16 protein-coding genes and 1 pseudogene are annotated in these 22,180 nt (G+C 66.3%); 8 read left to right on the forward strand and 9 right to left on the reverse strand.

The window, feature by feature from the left end:
* Positions 1-2: 2 nt before the first annotated feature.
* Positions 3-2,960 carry a hypothetical protein gene (locus E6K79_03310; protein ID TMQ65910.1) on the reverse strand — a complete coding sequence of 986 codons (2,958 nt, stop codon included), beginning with the start codon at positions 2,958-2,960 and terminating at the stop codon, positions 3-5.
* A 137-nt stretch (positions 2,961-3,097) separates the two neighbouring features.
* On the opposite strand from E6K79_03310, the gene E6K79_03315 reads away from it, so the two are divergent.
* The 5 genes and pseudogenes from E6K79_03315 to E6K79_03335 all read left to right on the forward strand — a co-directional run bounded on the left by E6K79_03315 (position 3,098) and on the right by E6K79_03335 (position 7,330).
* Positions 3,098-3,952: an MBL fold metallo-hydrolase gene (locus E6K79_03315; protein TMQ65911.1), complete on the forward strand. Its 855-nt coding sequence runs from the start codon at positions 3,098-3,100 to the stop codon at positions 3,950-3,952.
* Between the two features lie 554 nt (positions 3,953-4,506).
* Positions 4,507-4,949, forward strand: a pseudogene (locus E6K79_03320) (thioredoxin-dependent thiol peroxidase).
* On the forward strand, positions 4,949-6,412 hold the full coding sequence (gene pyk, locus E6K79_03325) for a pyruvate kinase (protein TMQ65912.1): 1,464 nt from the start codon (positions 4,949-4,951) through the stop codon (positions 6,410-6,412). Before E6K79_03320 ends, pyk begins: the two are co-directional and overlap by 1 nt.
* Positions 6,413-6,559: 147 nt before the next feature.
* Positions 6,560-6,967, forward strand: a complete 408-nt coding sequence (locus E6K79_03330; protein ID TMQ65913.1) for an iron-sulfur cluster assembly accessory protein — start codon at positions 6,560-6,562, stop codon at positions 6,965-6,967.
* 57 nt (positions 6,968-7,024) lie between these two features.
* The gene (locus E6K79_03335; protein TMQ65914.1) at positions 7,025-7,330 is read left to right on the forward strand and encodes a Rieske (2Fe-2S) protein; all 306 of its coding nucleotides are present in this window, start codon (positions 7,025-7,027) and stop codon (positions 7,328-7,330) included.
* 60 nt (positions 7,331-7,390) lie between these two features.
* Here E6K79_03335 and E6K79_03340 read toward each other — a convergent pair whose 3' ends face one another.
* Genes E6K79_03340 through E6K79_03360 form a run of 5 tightly spaced genes read right to left on the reverse strand, consistent with a single transcriptional unit; the run spans position 7,391 to position 12,330 of the window.
* Positions 7,391-8,023 (reverse strand): hypothetical protein, encoded by a 633-nt coding sequence (locus tag E6K79_03340; protein TMQ65915.1) that lies wholly within the window; start codon positions 8,021-8,023, stop codon positions 7,391-7,393.
* On the reverse strand, positions 8,020-8,838 hold the full coding sequence (locus E6K79_03345; GenBank protein ID TMQ65916.1) for a hypothetical protein: 819 nt from the start codon (positions 8,836-8,838) through the stop codon (positions 8,020-8,022). The genes E6K79_03340 and E6K79_03345 overlap by 4 nt, the downstream gene beginning before the upstream one ends.
* Complete coding sequence (locus E6K79_03350; protein TMQ65917.1) at positions 8,835-9,455, reverse strand: hypothetical protein; 621 nt, start codon at positions 9,453-9,455, stop codon at positions 8,835-8,837. The genes E6K79_03345 and E6K79_03350 overlap by 4 nt, the downstream gene beginning before the upstream one ends.
* Positions 9,456-9,472: 17 nt before the next feature.
* Entirely contained in the window at positions 9,473-10,267 is a 795-nt protein-coding gene (locus E6K79_03355) for a hypothetical protein (GenBank protein ID TMQ65918.1), read from the reverse strand.
* A 32-nt stretch (positions 10,268-10,299) separates the two neighbouring features.
* Positions 10,300-12,330 carry a tetratricopeptide repeat protein gene (locus E6K79_03360; GenBank protein ID TMQ65919.1) on the reverse strand — a complete coding sequence of 677 codons (2,031 nt, stop codon included), beginning with the start codon at positions 12,328-12,330 and terminating at the stop codon, positions 10,300-10,302.
* On the opposite strand from E6K79_03360, the gene E6K79_03365 reads away from it, so the two are divergent.
* Complete coding sequence (locus tag E6K79_03365) at positions 12,329-13,138, forward strand: hypothetical protein (protein TMQ65920.1); 810 nt, start codon at positions 12,329-12,331, stop codon at positions 13,136-13,138. The genes E6K79_03360 and E6K79_03365 overlap by 2 nt on opposite strands.
* A gap of 33 nt (positions 13,139-13,171) precedes the next feature.
* Here the strand turns inward: E6K79_03365 and E6K79_03370 are convergent, their stop codons facing one another.
* Positions 13,172-15,010, reverse strand: coding sequence for a hypothetical protein (locus E6K79_03370; protein ID TMQ65921.1), 1,839 nt, complete (start codon positions 15,008-15,010; stop codon positions 13,172-13,174).
* A gap of 112 nt (positions 15,011-15,122) precedes the next feature.
* Positions 15,123-17,894 (reverse strand): vitamin B12-dependent ribonucleotide reductase, encoded by a 2,772-nt coding sequence (locus tag E6K79_03375; protein ID TMQ66081.1) that lies wholly within the window; start codon positions 17,892-17,894, stop codon positions 15,123-15,125.
* A gap of 514 nt (positions 17,895-18,408) precedes the next feature.
* On the opposite strand from E6K79_03375, the gene E6K79_03380 reads away from it, so the two are divergent.
* The gene (locus tag E6K79_03380) at positions 18,409-18,837 is read left to right on the forward strand and encodes an SRPBCC domain-containing protein (protein ID TMQ65922.1); all 429 of its coding nucleotides are present in this window, start codon (positions 18,409-18,411) and stop codon (positions 18,835-18,837) included.
* A 40-nt stretch (positions 18,838-18,877) separates the two neighbouring features.
* Here the strand turns inward: E6K79_03380 and E6K79_03385 are convergent, their stop codons facing one another.
* Positions 18,878-20,029, reverse strand: coding sequence for an FAD-dependent oxidoreductase (locus tag E6K79_03385; GenBank protein ID TMQ65923.1), 1,152 nt, complete (start codon positions 20,027-20,029; stop codon positions 18,878-18,880).
* Positions 20,030-20,154: 125 nt separating this feature from the next.
* Here E6K79_03385 and acs point away from each other — a divergent pair, with 125 nt between their 5' ends.
* Positions 20,155-22,155, forward strand: coding sequence for an acetate--CoA ligase (gene acs, locus E6K79_03390; GenBank protein ID TMQ65924.1), 2,001 nt, complete (start codon positions 20,155-20,157; stop codon positions 22,153-22,155).
* Positions 22,156-22,180 lie beyond the last annotated feature (25 nt).

The following is a 22,180-nucleotide window of genomic DNA, read 5'->3' on the forward strand; positions in this document are numbered from 1 at the left end:
GCTCAGATCAGGTCGCGCAAGAAGCGGCTCAGCTTACGGAGCAGGCCACTGGTTTCGGGAAAGTAGGCGTGCAGGTCCTCCGCCCGCTCGGGCCACGTGCAGGTACCCATGATGAGGCCGAGGTCGATCAGGGTCGGAAGGCACTGGTCGCCGGCGACGGCGGTCAGGTCCTCTCCATCGAGCAACAGGCTCCGGCGGTCCTGGTTGTGGGATCCGATCGTGGAGAGGAAGATGGCCTTCTCTTTCTCCGCCCGGACGGCTCGACCGACGGAATCCGGCGGTTCCCCCAGCGTCTGACGCCGACGCGCCTCGAGGTACCTAGAGAGCGCGAATGCCCACTCCTCGCTGCTCAGGGATCGGAGCGCCGCCTCATTCGCGAATATCTGCATCTTCATATGAAGCTGCGGCTTGCAGGGCTTTCCAGCCGGGAGGATGTGAGCCGGACCCGGATAGCTTTGGCAGAGCCGTCCGTACTCGTCGCGCAGCCCCTGAATGGCGGCTGGGTCGAACGCGACGCGATCCTGGCAGGGAGTGTTCCGCCACCCATTAGCGAACAAGCGGTAGAGGAGCGCGCTGACGTCGTCCACGTCCCGGTCATCGGTGTAGAGGCCGACCCGAAGCGTGCCTCCGGCATCGCGGATGGCACCGTCCAACAGCTCCGCCGAGCGCGCCAGCGACCACAGCGTCTGGTGCATCAATCCCAGCGTGGGCAGCGCGCTGCTGGGCGCGTTCTCGCTGGCGGGCGCGATCGGGAATGCGTGGCAGCCACGTAAAGCGGCCGAGAGGAACATTCCGGCCCAGAAGTCGCTCGCCCAGAGCGAGTCCGGCGCTACGATCACCGTGCCTCGCAGCATGAGGTTGTAAATCGTCGCCTTCAGAACGGAAGCCTGCTTCGAGCGAAATCCCGTCCCGTTCGTGACGGTGAGCACGCTCGCGGTCCATCCCGCGGACCGCAGCGAGTCGCACATGCCCTCGTATTCCGCCGGATACGGTCGCGCGCGAAGGAAGAGTGGGATCTCCTCGGGGCGTACGCCCTGAGAGATCAGAAGCTCGCGGGCCTCCGCTTTCAGGTGGACGGCCTCGGTCCCGCGGAGAACCATGCTTCGGTCCTCCCATTGCGGGCCGACGTAGTGCTCCCCGACCCCGAGCCCCGTGAATATCGCCTCCCCGGAAGCAGGGTCGAGCTCGGTCACGTCTCGAAACGCGAGCTTCGTGTGATCGCGCATGACCATGTCGTCGATGTACGTCGGGTCGAACGGGTTGGTGATCGCGACCTGCACCCGCACGCGGCTCCGCAAATATTCCACGCCCCGGCTCCGCATGGCGGGCGAGCTCTCGACGGCCCGCCGCAGGCGCTCGAGGCTCGTGCGCACCCGTGCCTCGAGATCCTTATCCGACAATCGCGGCGCTTCCGCGGTGCCGAGGTGCTCCAGGAACGAGACGACCTCCCGCGAGCCGTTCGTCCGGAAGTAGTGCTCGTCGAGGAGTATGAGGAAGTGGGGAAGCTCCTCGCGCTCCCCTCGATCGATGGCTTGGATCGCCCGCACGAACGAGCCGACGTAGCCGTCGATCGCCAACGACCAGGCGATCCGGTCAGGGCCCTTCTCTCCATTCCGTCCGCTGTAGTCGTGAATCCACAGGACGTGATAATTCCGCGTCTCCAAGATGGACCGGCGGAGCTCTATGTAGAACTGCTCATTCAGCACGTACCGGACGTCGTTTGCCGAGGTGAAGCTCCGCCCCACAACATCGCCTATGACCGCGTCCAGCTCGGACTGGGAGTCGTATTCCTCTGGGCGAAGGCCATAGTTCAGAGGGAGCCAAACGAGCCGCCACGTCTTCCAGCGATCCCTGGCGGCATGCGCGACCGCGCCGAGCTGCTCCAGCACTTGGCGGTAGACCTCGAGGACCCCATCTCTCTGCGCGGCTCCAACGCGAAGATCACCTCGATCCAGCGATGCTGAGAATTCGACGTACGCCTCCTCCAGGAGTCCGCTCAGATCGCCCGGCTTCTTGATGCGGCCGAGAAGGCGGTTGTTCGGAATGATCACGCGATGCAGCAGCACTCGGCGCGCCTCCGACGCGAGCGCCTCTCCCAGGTCCGAATCCCCGCCAGCCGCGATCGAGAACGCGGCGCGCAGGTTCGCGTGATAGGTCGAATCCTCCGCGGCGAACGAGTGGCCGGGCATGCGCAGATGATCGTTGAGCGTCGCTGCCGCGAGCTCCAACGCGCGTCGACCCTTCTTGGTCGTCGGGTTCCGCGGCGTCTGGTTGGGCGTCATGAGCCGGTCCACCCAGACCATGGCGTGGCGCACGTTGGCGACCTCGGCCGCGGGCCAAGCCGCTGGCGAAACCGCGAGCGGGCGGGGGAGCGTTCCTCGAGGCATCGCCACCGCAGCGTTGCGGGGTCGAGTGGCCCGGTATCGCGGCCACGGATACGGCATCTTGATCCCCGCCTCGAGCCGCCTCAGGGTTGGGGTGTAGTCGATGCGCAGGCGATCGCCACGCCCGAGTATCCCGCCCCGCCGGGGCGCCCCCTGAAGCGAGAGCTTGAAGTAGGAATTTCCGTCGTGAAAGTCATGCTCGAATCCGCAGCGGAGCACCGGCAATTTCAAGGATGCGCCGACCGTGCCCCGGGATACGCGGTCCATGCGTCCATAGGTGCCCTCGACGGCGAGATCCAGGAGACCGAAGTGTGGGAGCGCCAATCTTGATTCGACGTCCGTCAGAAAGCGCAGCGTGGGACGCTCCGATCGAAACCCGTATCCGCCCAACGACCCCCAGTCGAATCGAAACTGCGGGGGCTGGCCGATCGGAAGCTCTGCCGCAGCAGGACCGGGAAATGCGGGATCCCGCGCGGAGTCGATCGCCGCGGTTGCGGGGACCGCTGCGAACGAATGGGCGACGAGAACGATTGAGAGCGTGAACGAGAGCCGGGGGAGAGGGGAGCTCGACTTCATGTGCCCTCCACTTCTTCGTGGGACGCCTCATTCAATGCTCGATCGGAGTCGGTGTCAATGGATGCATCCCGGCCCGCCGGTCGCCTTGCCCTGTTTCGCCAGGAGAATTTGCAGTCGGCTGGGGTAAGGCAGGACATATGAGGTCCCGCTCGTGGCTGGCAGTGGTTCTCGTGTCCGCGGCCGGAGCGGGATATGTCGCACCCACCAACGCCAAACTTGCGATCGACCCCTTGCTCTATCCTGAGCCCCCGCGCAACGCGATCACGTTCTGGGGGCACGCCTGCGCGTACATCGACATCGGCGGTTTTGGCATCGTGACCGATCCGGTGTTCGCGCGAAGGTATGCCGTCATCCGACGCCGGCTGATCGCGGCCCCACCCCGAGAGTCGTTCGATCAGGCCGAGGTGGTGCTGATCTCGCACGCGCACCAGGATCATCTGAATCCGAAAACACTCGCCCGCTTCACGCCAGGGACGATCGTGCTCTGTCCCCGGCCGGCGGCCAAGTACGTAGCGGGATTGGGACTCCGCGTTCTCGTGATGAGGCCCGGTGACGAATTCGACTTTCCAGGAGGGACCATCGTGGCGGTGGCCGCGCATCACCCCGGTGGGCGCCACTCGCTGAAGGCCCGCTCGGATGGACGCGCTCTCGGCTACATCATCCGCGGCCCGAGGAACACGATCTACTACAGCGGCGATACGGATTACTTCCCCGGAATCGCCGCGATCGGATCCAAATACCGGCCCGACATCGCGCTCCTCAACATCAACGCCCACCTCCATTCCGAGGACGCGGTCTTCGCGATCGCGGGTCTCGGGATGCCGTCGGTCGTGCCCATGCACCTCGGTGCATACGACGGCAAGAGCACGCGCCTTGGTCCTCGCTGGCGCGCGGAGCTGGTCGGGGCGCTGGGCTCCACCATCGTGCCCCTCGAAGTTGGGGAGAGCATTTCACTCTCGCCGTCCGCGCGGGATTCGGCTGCCCATCGATGACCCCGCTTGAACGGCGCCCCGACAGCGGTTAGGATGCCCCGCGAAGGCAACGATTTCGGCCCATCCACCCCCTTCGGAGGGTGCCAACCATGGCCAAGAAGCCATCGGCCCGCAGGCCAAAGAAATCGGCCAAGTCACGGAAGTCTAAATCTCACAAGCAGATAAAGAGGAAACGATCGGTGCCGACGAAGCCGAAGGGAAGCGCCAGGAAGAAGCCCGCAGCGCGCACAACACGTCCAAAATCGAGCGCCGCTGCCAAAGCAAAGGCCCGTCCCGCTACCAAGCCGAAGCCAGCCTCGAAGGCGAAGGCGCCTCCTAGGCCGATGCCTCAGGCGGCAAGGGCGGCGAAAGCGCCCGTCATGGGCAGGTCGAAGATGTCGGCGCGCTCGGGCGGTAGGACGGGAGGCTCGGGGCAGGGAGCGCTGGAGTTCGAATCCGAGCCCACCATGAGCACGTACACGGAGCCGCCGGTCAACGTCCCGCCCGCGCCGCGACGCCGGTCGGCCGCGAAGCCTGGCTCGCCCGATTGGCCGGGCGAGAGCCTGACCGTGGGCATGATGGCGCCGGAGTTCTCGCTTCCGAGCACGCTCGGCCGGAAGATCTCGCTCAATGAATTCCGGGGAAGCGCGTCATTCTCTACTTCTACCCGAAGGACGACACGCCGGGCTGCACGATGGAAGCCTGCGCGTTCCGCGACCACCTCCCGCGGATCCAGACAAAGGGCGCCGTGGTGCTCGGGGTCAGCCTCGATGACGAGCTGAGCCACCAGCGATTCACGCAGAAGTACAACCTGCCGTTCCCGCTCCTCTCGGACGTCGACGCCGCAGTGTCGCGCCAGTACGGGACGTACAAGGAGAAGAATCTCTACGGCCGGAGCTACTGGGGGATCGAGCGAACGACGTTCGTGATCGACCGCGAGGGTCGCGTCGAGAACGTCTTCCGGCGCGTCAAGGTTGAGGGGCACGCCGAGGAGGTCATGGCGACGCTCGCCGTCTAGTGTCCTCGCGCCGCACCAAGATCATCGCCACCATCGGGCCGGCCTCCTCCGACCCGGCCGTTCTAGCCCGCATGATCCGCGGCGGGATGGATGTCGCGCGCCTCAATTTTTCCCACGGCACCTACCGCGACCACTCGCGCGCGATCCGTCACATCCGCGCCGTGTCGAAGCGGATCGGCAAGCACGTCGGGCTCCTCCTCGACCTTCAGGGCCCCCGGCTCCGCGTCGGGGAATTGGACGGCGGCGTCGCGCAGCTCCGCGCCGGCGCCGAGGTGATCCTCACCAATCGCCGCGGCAAAGGGAACGCGCGCCGGGTCCCGATCGTCTATTCGGGCCTGATGCGCGACGTGAAAGTGGGCGACCGCGTCCTGATCGCGGACGGCCTGGTCGAGATTCGCGTGGTGGGCAAGGGCAAGGACGGGCTTCGATGCCGCGTCGTCACGGGCGGCGAGATCGCCGACCACAAAGGGGTCAACTTCCCAGGCGTCCGCCTGAGCGTGCCGTCCATGACCGCCAAGGACCGCGCCGATCTCTCCTTCGGCCTCTCGATGGGCGTCGATTACGTCGCCCTCTCCTTCGTTCGCCGGGGCGATGACATCATCGCGCTCCGGAGGCTCCTCCGCCGGGCGCAGCGGCCCCCCGCGGTCATCGCGAAGATCGAGCGCCGCGAGGCGATCGAGAACCTCGAGTCGATTCTCGACGAAGCGGACGGCGTGATGATCGCGCGCGGGGACCTTGGGGTCGAGTACCCGGCCGAGCGCGTCCCGATCTTGCAAAAGCGGATCATCGAGCGGGGCAACCTGCGCGAGGTGCTCGTCATCACCGCGACGCAGATGCTCGAGTCGATGGTCCACGCGGCGCGGCCGACCCGCGCCGAGGCGTCCGATGTCGCCAACGCGATATTCGATGGGACCGACGCCGTGATGCTGAGCGCCGAGACCGCGGTGGGCCACTACCCGGACCGGGCCACGCAGACGATGGCGCGGATCGCGGCGGAGGCCGACGAGTTCGCCGCCGGGATGAGGGCCCCGCGGCGCTCCTCCGACGGCACGGCCCCGACGGCCCACGCGTCGCCGACCCACGCGCTCGCCCACACCGCGTTTCAAGCGGCCCGCGAGATCCGGGCCCGCGCGCTCGTGACGTTCACCCACACCGGCTACTCGGCGCGCCTCGTGAGCAAGTCGCGCCCGAACACCCCGATCCTCGCGCTGACGCCGCTCGACTCGACCTGCAGGAGGCTCACGCTCTGGTGGGGCGTCCTGCCGGTGCTGGTGCCGCATTGGCGCACGGCGGAGGGGATGATCGAATCCGGAGTGAAGCTCCTTCTCGGAAAGAAGATGCTCCGCAGGGGCGACTGGGTCGTCGCGATGGCGGGCACGACAACCCGCTCCGGCGGCACGAACCTTCTTCGCATTGTGCAGCTTGGCCGGCCCCCGGATCGGCCCCGCACGCCAATCCGTTGACACGGCCTCCCGGCCCCGATATCATTGGGGCTGAATGCTCTGCACCGCTTTGGGGGTGGGAGCATCTAAACATAAGGCACGTATATTGCTTTGGCCCAGTGCGATAGCTCCTGCGCCAAATCGATCGAACCGGAGGAAGAGCCCACAATGGTCACCTTGAGCAACAAGGCCGCGGCCGAGATCAAGCAGATCATGCAGCAGCAGGGAGGCACGTTCCAAGGCATCCGCGTCTTCGTCGCGGGCGGCGGCTGCTCGGGCATGTCGTACGGTATGCAGATCGCGGACGAGCCGGCGACGGCGGACGACCTCGTGTTCGAAGCGGAGGGCGTCAAGGTGATCGTCGACATGGGCAGCCATCAGTATCTCGACGGCGCCTCGATCGACTTCGACGATACGCTTCAGAGCGGCGGCTTCAAGATCAACAATCCGAACGCGGCGAAGACCTGCGGCTGCGGGTCCTCGTTCGCGACTGAAGAAGGGGCCGAAGGGGCGGAGGCCACGGGTGCGGTAGCGGGGGCTGCGGGAGCCACTAGGTCCGGAATCAATCGATCGTAGACTGACCGGCGCTCCGGCAATGGGGCGCCGGTTTTCTTTTTCCCTGGGAGCCATGCGATGCCGGAATTCGTGAAAGCGGCGAGGGCCTCCGACCTCGAGGAGGGAAAAGGGAAGATTGTCTGGGTGGGCGGCATCCGGATCGCGCTCTTCCGGTGCGAGGGCGAGGTCTACGCGATCAAGAACCAGTGCCCGCACATGGGGGGTGATCTGGGCGATGGATACCTTTCCGGCGAGATCGTCCGCTGCCCCTGGCACGGATGGAGATTCAGCGTCAAGACCGGCAAAGCGCCCGACACCGAGGTCGTCGCGGTGCGCACCTACGAGGTGAAGATCGACGGCGATGACGTCTTCGTCCGTGTCTAGGCTCGTGGGCGGGCATGAACCCGCCGCGACCCGGCGGCGGCGGCGATCGGGAGCGGGGCGCTACGTAGTCGGGATCAGGTGAAGCCAGTCGCGCAGCAGGAACTGAACCCGGGAGATCAAGAGCGAGACGCGAGCCATCACCGTGTAGCCGAAGGACGCCCCGAAGGCGACCATCAGGAACCAGGTGCCGATCCTGGCCCCCACTCCGTGGATCCCCCGGTGCGGCGCGGAGAAGAAGAAGTAGGCCAGTACCGTGAGGAGCCCCAAAAGCACGAGCGCGGAGTTGACCGCGCCCCAGCCCGGCGCGAACGGCTTCGCCGCGTCGCTCAGCTGCGCGAAGATCTGTCCCTGTAAGTATCCCGGCACCGCGATCCCCGAGTAGATCCCCACGTAGAAGGCGATCGCCCATCGCGCGGGACCCGTCATTCGCTCCCAGACCCTGGCGAGCATCAGAATGCCGAGAATCGCGGGGATCAGGGCCAGGATAATCGATTGCGGCGTGCGCGGTCCGGCAGTGAGCGGCGTCCAGACGTTCGGCAGGATCACGTCCTGGTACTGGATCGCGAGCAGGTAGCCCGCGGCGACGCCGACGAAGAGGTGCTCGGCGAAGCGGTAGAACGGATTGTCGCGATAGAGGAACGAGAAGACGCAGAGCGTCAGAAAGGCCGCGACCCAGGTCTCGACGATGCTCACGCGACCCTCCGGGTCATGAAGAGCGCCGCGTTGCCCAGGATCACGAGAGCGGCGATGATCAGATGAACCAGGCTCTGCGCATCCATTCCCCGGCGCGCGTCCCCGAAAATGCCCATCCGCTTCTCGTATTCCGCGGCACCCTTCATCCCGCCGATCAGGCCCAGGATCTGACGCGACGACAGGTACGGGTAGTAGTCGGTCGCCATGACCGCGGTCACGCCGAGGATGAGCGGCTTGTGGAAGCGGCTCGCCGCGAACTGGATCCAGTAGTCGGCCCCGCTCGACGCCGATAGATTGATGACGAGGTCGATCTTCGCGTACGAATCGACTCCGCGCATCACCGGGATCGAATCGAGCGGCGTCCCGTAGAAATCGACCGGGAACTGCTGTCGGATGCTCTCGCCGATCGCGATCATCACCGTCTGAAATCCCGACTTGTATCCGAGGAAGGCGTAGTCCTTGTTCCGCTCCTTCCCCTCGGCGACGGCCGCCAGTCGGAGCGCGGGCTCGACGAGGCCCGGGCCAGCCGGGTAGAGCGTGATCACGATCAGCTTGAGATTCTTACGGAAGCAGTGGCGGAGCACCGCGATCGACATCGGCTGAAGCTCCGCCATCGTGTCGGGCTCATAGTCCATCGAGATGAACACGGTCGAGCCCGGCGGAAGCGACTCGATCGTCTGATACGCCGCTTCGACGCGCGGCGTCACGGTGATCGGGAGGTTCACCGGCCAGAGGAGCGGGAGCGCCGTCCCCAGACCCACGAGCACGAAGATCAGGCGGCGGTCGATCGCGAGGACCCTGACCGCCCAGCTCATCGCGATCTCCCGAGGTATCCGCGCTCAATCCCGAGAATGATTTTGAGGCCGATCGATACGGCTCCGAGCCCGACGCCGATCGCGATCGCGCGCTTCGCGGCGAGGTTGGGCACGTCGAGGAGCCACTCCGTGAATCCGGGGAACCCCTTCCAGATGAGTTCCCCGATCGAGACCCGTCCGACCATCATGAGGACGGCGGTCACGAGAAGGAGGGTCGCTTCCACGTTCCGCGCCCGGAAGGCGCGAAACGCGGCCGAGGCGATGAAGAAGGCGAGCAGGGCGAACATCGTCGAAGCGAGCGGCGAGTTCACCATGTTGTAGATCCGGCTCACGAGCGTCCCCTCGGCGACCCCCTGGGCGACGCCGAGCGCGGTGACGACGACGAGCGCGACGAGCGTGACGATGCTGTAGGGCCATCCGTCCGACTTGAGCCGAATCTTCCGAAAGTGCGTATTCCAGAGCGAGATCGAGCCCAGGATCAGCGCGAACGCGTAGACGACGGAGGCCCACTCCAAGAGCTTCCCGTTGACGGCCTGGGCTTGGTAATGCGGGATGAAAAAGAGGGCGATGATTGTCGTGCCGACGAGGAACGTGAGGACAAGCGGCCCCGAGCGCACGCGGTCGGCCTAGGTGCTCACGAGGCTTTGAGAAGGCGGCCCAGCTCGGGGTGGCCGAGGGCGGAGAGGGCGATGGCCAAGACGATCATCGCGGCGGCGAGCGCCTTGGCCCAGTCTTGCGCCGCGATCGTCGCGAGCTGCACCGCCTCCTGGCCGATGTACGCGCCCGCGGCGAAGAGCTCCTCGCCCATCAGCGTGTAGTCGCAGGCGCACACGAAGAAGGGAAGCTGGGTCACCTTGTCGCACCCCGCGATCTGGATCGCGCCGGTCAGATTTCCCGTTTCGGCGAGGAAGAGCGACTCGGCGTAGAAGCTTCCCATGTAGACGATCGCCGCGGGACGCTCGCGGAGCATCACTCCCGTGACCGCCGCGACGTACGCGAACTGCTGTGCGCTCACGTAGTGGACGCTCCCGGGCTTGAACTCGTCGCCCCGGCCGGCCTCCACGTACGCCTCTCGCGCCACCCCGTCCATGATCGCCATGACGACAGGGTCGTAGCAGGGGACCTGCATGCTGCATCCCAGATCGGCCACCTTCCTCGCCACGCGGCTCATGATCGTGATCGCGGCGAGCGTACCGACCTCGCTCATGTCCCCGAGGCCGGGCAGGTAGAGGACCGATTTGCCCATCTCGGTGGCGCGGCCGATCGCCTCGTCCAGTGCCTTGAGGCCGGCGAGGGGACGGATGAAGACCGAGCCGCCGCGTTTCGCGCGAAGAATGTTGATGGTGAGAAATGCGAGGAAAATGAGAAGGCCGACGAGAAGGTTGGTGCGGGCGGGGTCAAACCACCGGGTGTCGAGCTCGGCGCCCATGGCTCGACCCTAGCACGTCCTCGAAATCGCGGTCAACGCGCGCCCTTCTTCGCCGCGGCGTTCCTCTGCTCCTTCAGGTACGCGCCGAACATCTCGTCGAGCTGCTTGACCGCCATCGGGTCGAGCTTCCGCACCTCTTCCCGCTCACCCGCCGCGCTCTCCCGGTCTCCCAGCCGGAGGTAGGCGAGCGCGAGGTTCATGTGCGCCTGGACGGACTTGGGCGCCAGGCCGACAAGGCGGATGAAGAGATCGCGGGCCTCTTCCACCTTCCCTGTGGATCCCAGGATCGTGCCCAGGTTGTTCAGCGCGAGGACGTCGCTCGGATGGAGTGAGATCACCTTCCCGTAGGCGGCGATTGCGCCCTTCGCATCTCCGTACGCGGCGAGCGCGACCCCGTAGTTGTACCAGCCGTCCGCGAACGTCGAATCGAGGTCGGTCGCGCGTCGCGCCGCTTCGACCGCCTGCTCGATCTTCTGCTGCTGCAGGAGCGCATCGCTCAGGTTCGCATAGGAAGCGGCGTCGTTGGGGTCGAGGTCGATGGCGCGGCGGGCGGAGCCCTCGGCGTCGGAGAAGCGACCAAGCTGGCTCAGGATCGCCGTGCGCTTCGCGACGGCGGCGTGGTTCTTCGGGTCGAGCGCGATCGCGCGGTCGATCTCGGCGAGCGCCGCCGGCCACTCACGAGCATGGCCAAAGTAGTTGACGAGGGTCAGGTGTGGCCCCGGATCCTTGGGATTCGATGCCACGGCGGCGTATAGGAGGCTCACGTCGTCACGCCAGACCGGGAGGCGGAGGAGCGTGTCGAGCCCCGCCACGGCGGCGATCACGATTGCCGCGACGAGGAGGAGCGGACGGAGCGCCGCGAAGCTGCGGGCGGCCCACGCGTAGATCGACGCGACGATGAGACAGAGGCCGACCGACGCAAGATAGGCACCGCGCTCGGCCGCGAACGATCCGATGAACATGGGAAGGGGAAGTGCCGGAAGGAGCGGGAGAAGAAGGAGGAGCGCGCCGGCCCGGGCGATGGGATCGCGCCTCCGCCACACGACGATGAGCGCGAGGCCGGCCAGGGCAGCGAACGGGGCGAGCCGGCCGGTCCAGGATGAAACCTCCCCGGCGTGGAGCGCTCGGAGCGCGTTCAACGGGTGGGGGTAGACGAGCATCTTCAGATACTCGAAGACCGCCATCGGCACCGCCCAGGCTCGCGCCGCGGCGTCGATGCCGCTCGCTGCGTCGGCGCTCCCAAGGGTTGGCGTGGCGCCCCCGCCCGACACGAAACGCACGAGCAGGTAGACCAGGGCGATCGCGAAGAAGCCCGAGTAGTGCGTGAGGCGTTGGCGCAAGGGAACTCGAACCGGGCCCCATCGGTCGAGCCCGACCAAGAGAAAGGGCGTCACGATCGCGACCTCGTCGCTCAACACCGCGGCCACCATCGCCGCGTAGGCAGGCCAGATCTTCCAAGAGCGGCATCCCTCCGGCGTGCAGAGCTCGGCGGAGCGTGCGAGCAGGAGCGCCGTGAGCACGAAGACCGTGGCCAGGAGATCGGGCAGGCCGGAGATGTAGGCGACCGCCTCGACGTGAACGGGGTGGGCGGCGAAGAGGAGCGCAGCCACGAAGGCGATCCCGGGCCGCGCCCCGACGTGGAGCGCCATTCGGAAGAAGAGCCACGTCGCCGCGCCGTGGAGGAGGATGCTGACCATGTGCGCGAAGAGGGGCGAGCCGTAGCCCGACGCCCACTCGAGGCGAAACAGGAGCGACGTCAGGAGGCGGAGGCCCTCCGCGCCCACACCGCCCGCGCCGTTCGAGATGACGAGAAGCCGGTCGTCCCATACCCAGCCGTAGGGGAGGGCGGGGAGGTAGAGCGCGATCGCGGCGAACGCGCAGAGAACGCCTAGCACGTTGGGGCTCAGCGCGGACGCGCGCGGGCCGGCGACGCGGGGTGGGGTCGCGGCCCCTGTATGGCGGTTCTTGGCTTCCCTCTTGCCCGGCACGGCGGTAGAGTGCCGTTCATCGCCGGTCGGTTCAAGGGCACATTTCACCAAGGAGGCCAGGATGGCCGATGTCATGGATGAACGGGTCCGATCGATCGAGTTCTGCGCGGGGCTGGGCTTCACGCTCGGGGCCCTTTTTCTATCTCTATCGCTCTGCCTCTATCCGAGGCTGGCGCCCGCGAATCAAACGAACCTGATCCTCGACGCCCTCTCCAAGGAAGACATCGGATCGTGGATGGGGCTTCACGCCCTGATGGTCATGGGCTTCTTCCTCGCCACGCTCGGCCTGGTGGCGTACGGATTTCTTCTCCACCTGAAGGGCTCGTCGGGGCCGGCCTCCCTCGTCAGCACGAGTGCCCTGATCGGGGGCGGGCTCTGGACGACCTTCCTCTCGATGGAGTTCTTCGTCGGGCCGTTTCTTAAGACCTACTATCCGATCGACCCCGGTCTCGCGACCATGCTCTTCAGCACAGTCTGGTTCTGGAAAATGGGCGCGCTCGCGGTCGGCGGCGTTCTGCTCTTTACGGCCGTCATCGGGTGCGGCGTCTCGGGCACGTCGAGGGGGTTGATGCCGCTCTGGCTCGGATGGGGCGGCGCGTTCTTCGGCGTCGTGGGAATCCTGATCTACGTGTTCGAGTTCCTGACGGCGACCGCGACCGGCGCCGCCATCAATCCGATGCGCGGTGCGGGTGTCCGCTACGGCGTCGGGCTCCCCATCCAGCTCTGGATGATCGGCGCCGGGTTGATGCTCCTGCGCGATTACAACACTCGGGCGCGCACGCTCCCGCCCCAGGCGCGAACCCCGGTGCCGCCGCGGCGTGAGCCGGCCCCCGCGATGCCGAGGGCCTCGGAGCCGCCCCCGCTCCCGCCGCCGATTCCGTAGTCATCACCGATCGGCAGGGGGGCCCTCGAGGGCCTAGCGCCGGGCCTGCGAGGCGAGTGCCTTGACCGTCGGGGCGTAGCCCGGCCAGTGATCGAGCACGCGAGTCCAGACCGCTCTTGCCGAGTCCGGGTAGCCGGCGTGGTCGTAAGCCACACCCAGATCATGCAGGTAGTCGGGTCGCTCTCCGCCGGGTCTCCCCGCCGCTGCCCGTAGCTCCTGCAGCGCGTCAGCGCCGCGGCCCAGATACGCGTAGCTCAAACCCAGATCGTGCCGGGTCGAGGCACGATCCCATCCCCGACCGATTGCCTCCTCGTAGGAGCGAGCCGCCTTCGCGTGGTCGCCCACACGGAAATATTCGCTCCCCACCATGACCGAGTAGCGTGGATTCGTCGGCTCGGCCTCGTACGCACGCCCGGCATACGCGAGCGCGGAGCGGTAGTCACCGCGGTCTTCGTAGAACTCCGCGAGGACGCTGTTCGGGTAGGCGCGACCCTGAGCCGGAATCCTGGTCCCCGGTCCGATCAAGGTCCGGAAGCGGCGAAGCGAGGCCTCCTCGTTCGCGCTGACGAGGAGGAAGGGTAGAACGGCGCAGAGCGAGAGACTCGCCACGCCAACGCGAAAGAGGACCGGCGCGCCGTGGACCAGCCTGGCGCCGAGCCCGATCGCGAGCACGCACGCGGGGACGAAGAGGAGCGCGAGCAAATCCCAATCCACAGCGGGCGCCGGGAGGGCGAGCAGGAACGCCGCGGCGAGGCCCGGGAACATCGCCGCAGCGAGGTACATCGCCTCACGCGACCGCAGCCACTGACGGACGCTCCGCGTCGTCAGTGCCGCGATGGCGAGGAGCATGGCGATTGGCATGATCAGAAGAGCCTCGTTCGCCAAGTCGGCGGCGTGCCCCAGGAGATGCGGCAGGGTGAATTTCCATCCCCCCGATGCCGCCCCGGACAGCGTCGACGCGTCGAGGGCGATCCGCAAGGACTCCAGCCAGTCGCTCGGGCGACTCCCCGCGAGCAGAGCCAGGGCCGGCGTCAGCACCACCGGTACCAGGCACCAGAGGATTCGGTGCGACATCCGCCGCTCCTGTCGAGCGACGAGGTAGAGGTACGAAGGCCAGAGATAGAGGGTGAGGAAGTGTGAGGCGGTCGCCAGGGATAGTAGAACCGGAATGGCCGCGAACGCGCCTTTCCCGGAAAGACTCCGAAAGCCCAGCCACAAATAGCCGAGGACCAGAACCATCACCGGTGGGTAGCTTTCCAGATAGCCGCAATAGAGCCCGGTGACGCCGAGCGTAAGAAGGAGAAAGAGGGCGTCCCTCCTCGTCTCCGGATCCAGATGCTTCGCCATCGCGAAGCAGATGAGGAACGAGAGCCCACCGCAGAGAATCGAGAGAAGCCCGAATTCCGCCGCCGTCGCCCCCGGCAGGAGCGATCGAACAATCGACCCAAACGCGACCCAGACCGCCGCCGCGAGCGGCTCGCTGTAGGCTTGGTGTTGGCCCGTCTTCAAGATCGTGAGCCACACCGTCCCGTCCCCGAGCAAGTGCGTGCGGGCACGAAGAACGTAGAGCGCCGCGCAGAACAAGAGAAGCAGCGCGACGAGCTTGGGGAATCGCGACGCGTCGGGTGGGCCGGGGGCCGTGTCGCGTTCCTCGGCAGGCGCCGCGGAGGACTTCGCAACGCACCCGCAGAAGGTGAGAGCCGCCGCGCCAAGAAAGAGAGCGACCAAGGCGGTCCTCACGCCGCCCTGCAGAAATCCGAAGGAGTGGAGGCCCCACGCGAGTGGGCCCGGGCTTTGGCTCGCGAGCAGCATCGCCGCGAAGTAGGCGATGCAGAATCCGAGGAAAACGAAACGCGCGGCTCGAATGCTCACAAGACTTGGGATCTTACGACGAGGGGAATAAAAATGCGCCCCCGGCTGGGGGGCGCATTCACGTGGTCTTTGGATGAAGTCTACGCGGCCGTCGCTGCGGCCGTGAATCGGCCTACGCGCACCCGCTCGTGGCGCCGCAGTTCAGGCACGAGTAGCACGCCCCGCGACGGACCATGATGGAGCCGCACTCGGCGCAGGGAGGCGCGTCGGACTGCGTCACGAACGAGCGATCGTCCGCACCCTCGCCGTGGCCGTTCGCGCCGCCGTTGATCAGCTTGAGCTGCACTTCCGCCACCGCCTGAACGCCGCCCGCCTCCAGCGGATCGTCCTTCGCCGCCTCGTGCTGCGTCGACGCCGGCGTCTCGCCCAGGAACTTGATCCCGAGCCAGCGGAAGATGTAATCGACGATCGATTTCGCGATCGGGATGTCCGGGTTCTTGGTGAAGCCGTGCGGCTCGAACCGGATGTGGCTGAACTTGGTCACGAGGAGCCGGAGCGGGACCCCGTGCTGGAGCCCGAGCGAGACGGCCGTCGCGAAGGAGTCCATGACGCCGCTCAGCGTGCTCCCGGCCTTCGCCATGACGATGAAAATCTCGCCGGGCGTGCCGTCCTCGTACATGCCGACGGTCAGGTAGCCGTCGTGTCCGGCCACGGAGAACTTGTGCGTGATCGACTGCCGCTCGTCGGGGAGACGCCGCCGCTTCGCGACCGGCGCGCTCGCCGGAGCGACCTTCGCGCCGCGGTCTTCCTTGCTCGTCGAGAGGGGCTGGCTCCGCTTCGAGCCGTCGCGGTAGATCGCGATCGCCTTGATCCCGCCCTTCCACGCTTCCATGTAGGCCTCGGCGATGTCCTGCGCCGTCGCGTCCTCGGGCATGTTCACGGTCTTCGAGATCGCGCCGGAGACGAACGGCTGCACCGCCTCCATCATCCGGATGTGGCCCATGTAGTGGATCGTGCGGCTGCCGTTCCTCGGCTTGAACGCGCAATCAAATACGGGAAGGTGCTCATCCTTGAGCGCGGGTGCTCCTTCGATCGTCTCGTGCTCGTCAACATACCGCACGATCCGAGCCACCTCATCCTCCCCGTATCCGAGGCACCGAAGCGCCTCAGGCACCGTATTGTTGACGATCTTGAGCATGCCCCCGCCCGCCAGCTTCTTGTACTTGACGAGGGCGATGTCAGGCTCGATTCCGGTCGTGTCGCAATCCATCATGAACGCGATGGTTCCGGTCGGGGCGATGACGGTGACTTGGGCGTTCCGGTAGCCGTGCTCGACGCCCAGGTTGTAGCTCTCTTCCCACGTGGACCGCGTGGCCTCCATGACGTCCTTCGGTACGAAGCGTGAGTCGATCTTCTCGATGGCCGAGCGGTGCTTGCGAATGACGCGGAGCATCGGCTCGCGGTTTTTCTCGTAGCCGAGGAACGGTCCGGTCACCGCGGCGATCCGCGCGCTGGTCGCGTAGGCGTGCCCGTGCATGAGCGCCGTAAGCGCGGCCGCCACCGCGCGGCCCGGATCGCTGTCGTAGGGGGTCCCCCACGACATGAGGAGCGCGCCCAGGTTCGCGTAGCCGAGACCGAGCGGCCGGTAGTCGTGGCTGTTCTGCTCGATCTTGGGCGTCGGGTAGGACGCATTGCTGACGATGATCTCCTGCGCGGTGATCATCGTCGCGACGGCGTGCTTGTACTTCTCGACCTCGAACGTGCCGTCCTCGGTGAGGAATCGCATGAGATTCAGCGAGGAGAGGTTGCACGCGGTGTCATCGATGAACGAGAACTCACTGCACGGGTTCGTCGCGTTGATGCGCGCCGTATTCGGGACGCAATTCCAATCGTTGTTCGTCGTGTCGAACTGGAGGCCGGGGTCGCCGCACTGATGCGCCGCCTCGCAGATCATCTTCATGAGCTCGCGCGCGCGGTGGGTCTCGACCGGCGCGCCCGTCGTGACCGCCTTGGTCGTCCACTTGCCGTCCTTCTCGACCGCCTGCATGAACTCGTCGGGGACGCGCACCGAGTTGTTGGAGTTCTGGAAAAAGATCGACGAGTAGGCCGGACCGTTGAGCGAGGGGTCGTAGCCGACGTCGATCAGCGCCCACGCCTTCTTCTCCTCCTCGGCCTTGCACTTGATGAACTCGACGATGTCGGGATGATCGACGTTTAGGATCACCATCTTCGCCGCGCGGCGCGTGCGGCCGCCCGACTTGATGACGCCGGCGAAGGCGTCGAATCCCTTCATGAAGGAGACCGGTCCGGACGCGGTGCCGCCGCCCTGGATCGCCTCCTTGGAAGAGCGAAGCGAGGAGAAGTTGGTCCCGGTGCCCGAGCCCCACTTGAAGAGGAGCCCCTCGGTCTTCGCGAGGGTCAAAATGCCGTCCATCGTATCGGTGACCGAGTTGATGAAGCAGGCCGAGCACTGCGGCTTGACCTCGACGCCGCAATTGAACCAGACGGGGCTGTTGAAGGCGGCCTTCTGGTGGAGAAGGATGTAGGTCAGCTCGTCTTCAAACGCCTTCGAGTCGGCCTCGGTGGCGAAGTAGCCCTGGGCGCGGCCCCAGCCTGCGATCGTCGTCGCGACGCGGCCGATCAGCTGCTTGATCGAGCGCTCGCGCTGCGGGGTGCCCATCTGCCCCCGGAAGTACTTGGAGGCCACCACGTTGGTCGCCATCTGCGACCAGAACTTGGGGAACTCCACGTCGCGCTGCTCGAAGACGATCTGACCATGCTCGTTCGAGATGACGGCCGTGCGGAGCTCCCATTCGACCTCGTCGTAGGGATTCTCGCCGGGCCGCGTATAGACGCGGGGGAAGCGGAGACCCGCTCTGGTCTCGACCCCGAATTCCCGTTTCCCCTGTGTCTCCATAGCCACGATTCCCTCTAAAACAGCCATTCCCTCGTTGAATGTCGTCCCCTCGCTGCCCAAGTCCCTCATCATCGCCGAACCCCCATCCAAAGGTGCGTTCCCCACCCAAGGCGCCGCTTCCTGCGGCCGCCATCACCCGGCCGAGATGCGACCGGGGATCCTTCCGGAAACAGGGGTCGAAATGTACCGGAGGGGGTCCGAGCACCGTCAAGAGGGAAAACACAACATCTTGGGGCGACGCCCAATTATACCGCAATCCCTTGAGGTGGAAAAGAGCTTACCGATGCCATTTTGCGGCCCTGGCCGTTCCGTTTTGGCGCATTCCTATCGTCCGCGGAGGCCCCTGCCGATGATTCCGGAGCGCCCGTAAGCCTCCCGGCGGGGTGCCCGGGACGTTAAAAAAAAGTTACGAAACCGGGTCGATCAGACGCCGGTCGGGGCTCGAAATTTCTCCACGCGGACCCGATTCTGATACGGTCCCGACTTTCGAGCCTCCCGGCACCCTGTGCCCGGCGGCGCCAGCGTCAGAATCGGAGGCGTCATGCCCGATATCCGCCATTCCATCGAGATCGCGGCGACACCCGAGTCGCTGTTCCGCCTCGTCTCGGTCGCCTCCGGGCTCTCCCAGTGGTGGGCCGAGGACACCCGCGAAGGGGAAAGGGGCGCGGTCGAGCTGGGCTTTTTCAACCGCGCCACCACTTACCGTCTCCACCCGGAGGGGATGGTGCCGGGCCGGAGCGCCGTCTGGCGCTGCGATTCGGGGAAGGAGTGGGCGGGGACCCGGATCGTCTTCGCCCTCGAGCAGGCGAATTCCGGAACGCTCCTTCGCTTCGAGCACGCCGCCTGGCGCCAGATCACCGACTACTTCGTGAGCTGCAACACCACCTGGGGTGGGCTCCTCTTCCGGCTCAAGGCCGCGGCCGAAGGGAAGAACCCCGGCCCCCTCTTCAGCGCGAGCGGGCTCGCATAGTAAGGGTGATGCCTCGCGCCCTTGCGGTCACGCCCCGCGCCTAGTACCCCGGGAACTCCTCGAAGCGGATCTGGTCTTCCTCGATCCCTACCGTCTTGAGCGCTCCCACCGCCCCCTGGACGAACCGCTCCGGACCCGCGACGTAATAGATCGCCGAGTTTCGGTCGGTGGGGAGCAGGTCGTCGAGGAGGTCTGGGGCGACTCTCCGGCGCTCGCCCTTCCAGCCCCGGGCCGATCGCGCGACCTGGGTCATGGTCGGGACGTAGATGAAGCGGGGACGCCCCGACGCGGTTGCCGTCGAGGCGCCCGCAGCACCTGAGTTGCCGCCGCGCTTCTTCTTCCCGGTCGAAGTCTCCTTTGCGCTCTCCACGCCCCACCGGATCAGCTCCTCGAGGAACGGCGCTTCCTCCGGCGTGCGGTTCGAGTGGATGAGCGTGAGGGTGTGATCGAGAGAGCGCTCGCGCGTGTCCTCGACCATCGACCGAAACGGCGTCACCCCGATGCCGCCTGCGAGCAGGTAGACGTCGGAGGGCTTGCTGGGCAACGTGAACGATCCGTACGGCCCGTCGATCTCGAGCGCCGTGCCGAGCGGGGCCTCGACGAGGCTTCGCTTGAAGGCGCTCCCGCGGTCCCGCGTCGCGACCAGGAGTCGCTCCTTTCCAGGCGCGTCCGCGATGGAGAACGTGCGGCGGTTTCCCGCCTCGTCGGTGTAGCGCGGCTCCGGCTGAATGACGTCGACGGTCTGTCCTGACTTGTACGCGAAGGGCTTTCCCCCCACGTCGAACCGAAACGCGTAGGTAGCGTCCGCGATCTTCTCGCGCTCCGCCAGCCTCGCGGCGAGTTTTGCCATCGATTGCTCCTTTTCAGGGGATGTACTTCGACTTGGGCGAACCGCCGGCTCCTTGTGCCGCGAGCCACGACCGGCGTCCTTGCCGATCCCGGCGATCCACCCATCAACGTTTTGATGGTGTCCCGGCGCCAGCGCTTCAAGATCAGGATAAACGGTTGTGGGGGAATTAGATGTAGGACGAACCCTGACGGGGAGCGGGGCGGGGTCGCTGGGGGGCGCCAAGGATTCTCGCCAGGGCCGAGGCGCCATCCTTGGCGGGGGCAGGATCCTCGGAGAGAAGAGATCCTCGGCCCTCGAGGCGAGAGCCTGAGAATAGTGGGGGACGTGGCGGTCGCGCGCCAAGGAAATTTTCGTGGAAGGCCATCACTGGTCCCGGGTCGCGGCAGGCGGCTATACTGCCGCGGTCGCATCTGCGGAGCGCCGTCCGGGCCGCGTTTGGTCCTCTGCCTCGAGAACCGGGGGTATTGATGTCCGACGAGAAACAACCCGCGCCTAAGTCCGACAAAGGCTCCGGCGCGATCGCGGCCTTGCTCGACGAGGATCGCGCCTACCCGCCGAAGGCCGAGTTCACGAAGCAAGCCAACGTCCAGGACGACTCGATCTACGCCCAGGCGGAGAAGAACCCCGAGAAGTTCTGGGCCGGCATCGCCTCCGAGCTGGATTGGTTTACCAAGTGGGAGAAAGTCTTGGAGTGGCGTCCCCCCGACGCGAAGTGGTTCGTCGGCGGGAAGATCAACGTCTCCTACAACTGCATCGACCGCCATCTGCGCGGCGCGAGGAAGAACAAGGCCGCGATCGTGTGGGTGGGCGAGCCCGGCGACCGGCGAACGCTCACCTACTGGGATCTCTATCGCGAGGTTTGCCGCTTCGCGAATGGGCTGAAGAAGCTCGGCGTCGCGAAGGGCGACCGCGTCGCCATCTACATGCCGATGGTTCCCGAGCTGCCGATCGCGATGCTCGCGTGCGCGCGGATCGGTGCGGTGCACTCGGTGGTCTTCGGCGGCTTCTCCGCCGAGGCGCTCCGAGACCGGATCAACGACGCGCAGGCCAAGGTCCTGATCACCGCCGACGGCGGCTATCGGCGCGGCCAGATCGTGCCATTGAAGCGCGACGCCGATGAGGCCGTGAAGGGCGCGCCCACGATCGAGCACGTCGTCGTCTTCAAGCGCGGGGAATTCCAGGTCCACATGAAGGAGGGTCGCGACCACTGGTGGCACCGGCTGGTCGACGGGATCGCCGACACCTGCTGGCCCGAGCCGATCGACTCGGAGGATCTCCTCTACACCCTCTACACGAGCGGCACGACTGGGAAACCGAAGGGAATCGTTCATACGACCGGCGGCTACCTGACCGGCGTCTACGCGACGACGAAGTGGGTGTTCGATCTGAAGGAGGAGGACGTCTTCTGGTGCACCGCCGATTGCGGCTGGGTCACCGGGCACTCCTACATCGTCTACGGGCCCTTGTCGAACGGCGCCACCGTGGTGATCTACGAGGGCTCGCCCGACTGGCCCGAGAAGGACCGCTTCTGGCAGATCATCGAGGAGCTGGGCGTCACGGTCTTCTACACCGCACCCACCGCGATCCGGGCGTTCATGAAGTGGGGCACCGAGTGGCCGGGGAAGCATCGGCTGACGTCTTTGAGGCTGCTCGGCTCTGTCGGGGAGCCGATCAACCCCGAAGCGTGGATCTGGTACCAGCAGAACATCGGTGGCGGGATCTGCCCGGTGGTCGATACCTGGTGGCAGACGGAGACCGGCATGATCCTGATCTCGCCGCTGCCCGGCGTGACGACGACGCGGCCCGGGAGCGCGACGCGGCCCTTGCCTGGTGTTGTGGCCGACGTCGTGGACGAGAAAGGCGAGTCGGTCGGAGTCGGCGGCGGGTACCTGGTCTTGAGGAAGCCCTGGCCCGCGATGCTGCGCGGCATCTACGGCGATCCCGCCCGCTATCGAGAGCAGTATTGGTCGCGGTTCCCCGGCGTCTACTTCACCGGGGACGGCGCGAAGCGGGACAAGGACGGGAATTTCTGGCTATTGGGCCGCGTCGACGACGTGATGAACGTCGCGGGGCACCGGATCTCGACGATGGAGGTCGAGAGCGCTTTGGTCGATCACCCCGCGGTGGCCGAAGCCGCGGTGGTTGGTCGTTCGCACGACTTGAAGGGCACGGCGATCGTCGCGTTCGTGACGATCAAGGACGCGCACCCCGCTTCGAAGGATGCCGGTTCGTTCGGGCCCGGCCTCATGGACGACCTCAAGGAGCACGTGGTCAAGAAGATCGGCAAGATCGCGCGTCCGGATGAGGTCTTGTTTACGGTCGATTTGCCGAAGACGCGGAGCGGGAAAATCATGCGGCGGCTGTTGCGTGACATTGCGGAAGGGAAGGCGGTGGGGGATACGACGACCTTGGCCGACCCCAACGTGATTGCGCGCCTGAAGTCGAAGTACGAGGAGCAGGAGGGGTGAAGATCGGCAGGCTCGGCGTAGTTGG

It is taken from the genome of Candidatus Eisenbacteria bacterium (assembly GCA_005893305.1).
In the GTDB taxonomy this organism is placed as follows: domain Bacteria; phylum Eisenbacteria; class RBG-16-71-46; order SZUA-252; family SZUA-252; genus WS-9.

Coding starts and splice junctions, on each gene's coding strand:
- E6K79_03310 (TMQ65910.1), bottom strand. CDS start 2,960: ATGAAGTCGAGCTCCCCTCTCCCCCGGCTCTCGTTCACGCTCTCAATC.
- E6K79_03315 (TMQ65911.1), top strand. CDS start 3,098: ATGAGGTCCCGCTCGTGGCTGGCAGTGGTTCTCGTGTCCGCGGCCGGA.
- E6K79_03330 (TMQ65913.1), top strand. CDS start 6,560: ATGGTCACCTTGAGCAACAAGGCCGCGGCCGAGATCAAGCAGATCATG.
- E6K79_03335 (TMQ65914.1), top strand. CDS start 7,025: ATGCCGGAATTCGTGAAAGCGGCGAGGGCCTCCGACCTCGAGGAGGGA.
- E6K79_03345 (TMQ65916.1), bottom strand. CDS start 8,838: ATGAGCTGGGCGGTCAGGGTCCTCGCGATCGACCGCCGCCTGATCTTC.
- E6K79_03355 (TMQ65918.1), bottom strand. CDS start 10,267: ATGGGCGCCGAGCTCGACACCCGGTGGTTTGACCCCGCCCGCACCAAC.
- E6K79_03365 (TMQ65920.1), top strand. CDS start 12,329: ATGGATGAACGGGTCCGATCGATCGAGTTCTGCGCGGGGCTGGGCTTC.
- E6K79_03360 (TMQ65919.1), bottom strand. CDS start 12,330: ATGACATCGGCCATCCTGGCCTCCTTGGTGAAATGTGCCCTTGAACCG.
- E6K79_03375 (TMQ66081.1), bottom strand. CDS start 17,894: ATGGCTGTTTTAGAGGGAATCGTGGCTATGGAGACACAGGGGAAACGG.
- E6K79_03380 (TMQ65922.1), top strand. CDS start 18,409: ATGCCCGATATCCGCCATTCCATCGAGATCGCGGCGACACCCGAGTCG.
- acs (TMQ65924.1), top strand. CDS start 20,155: ATGTCCGACGAGAAACAACCCGCGCCTAAGTCCGACAAAGGCTCCGGC.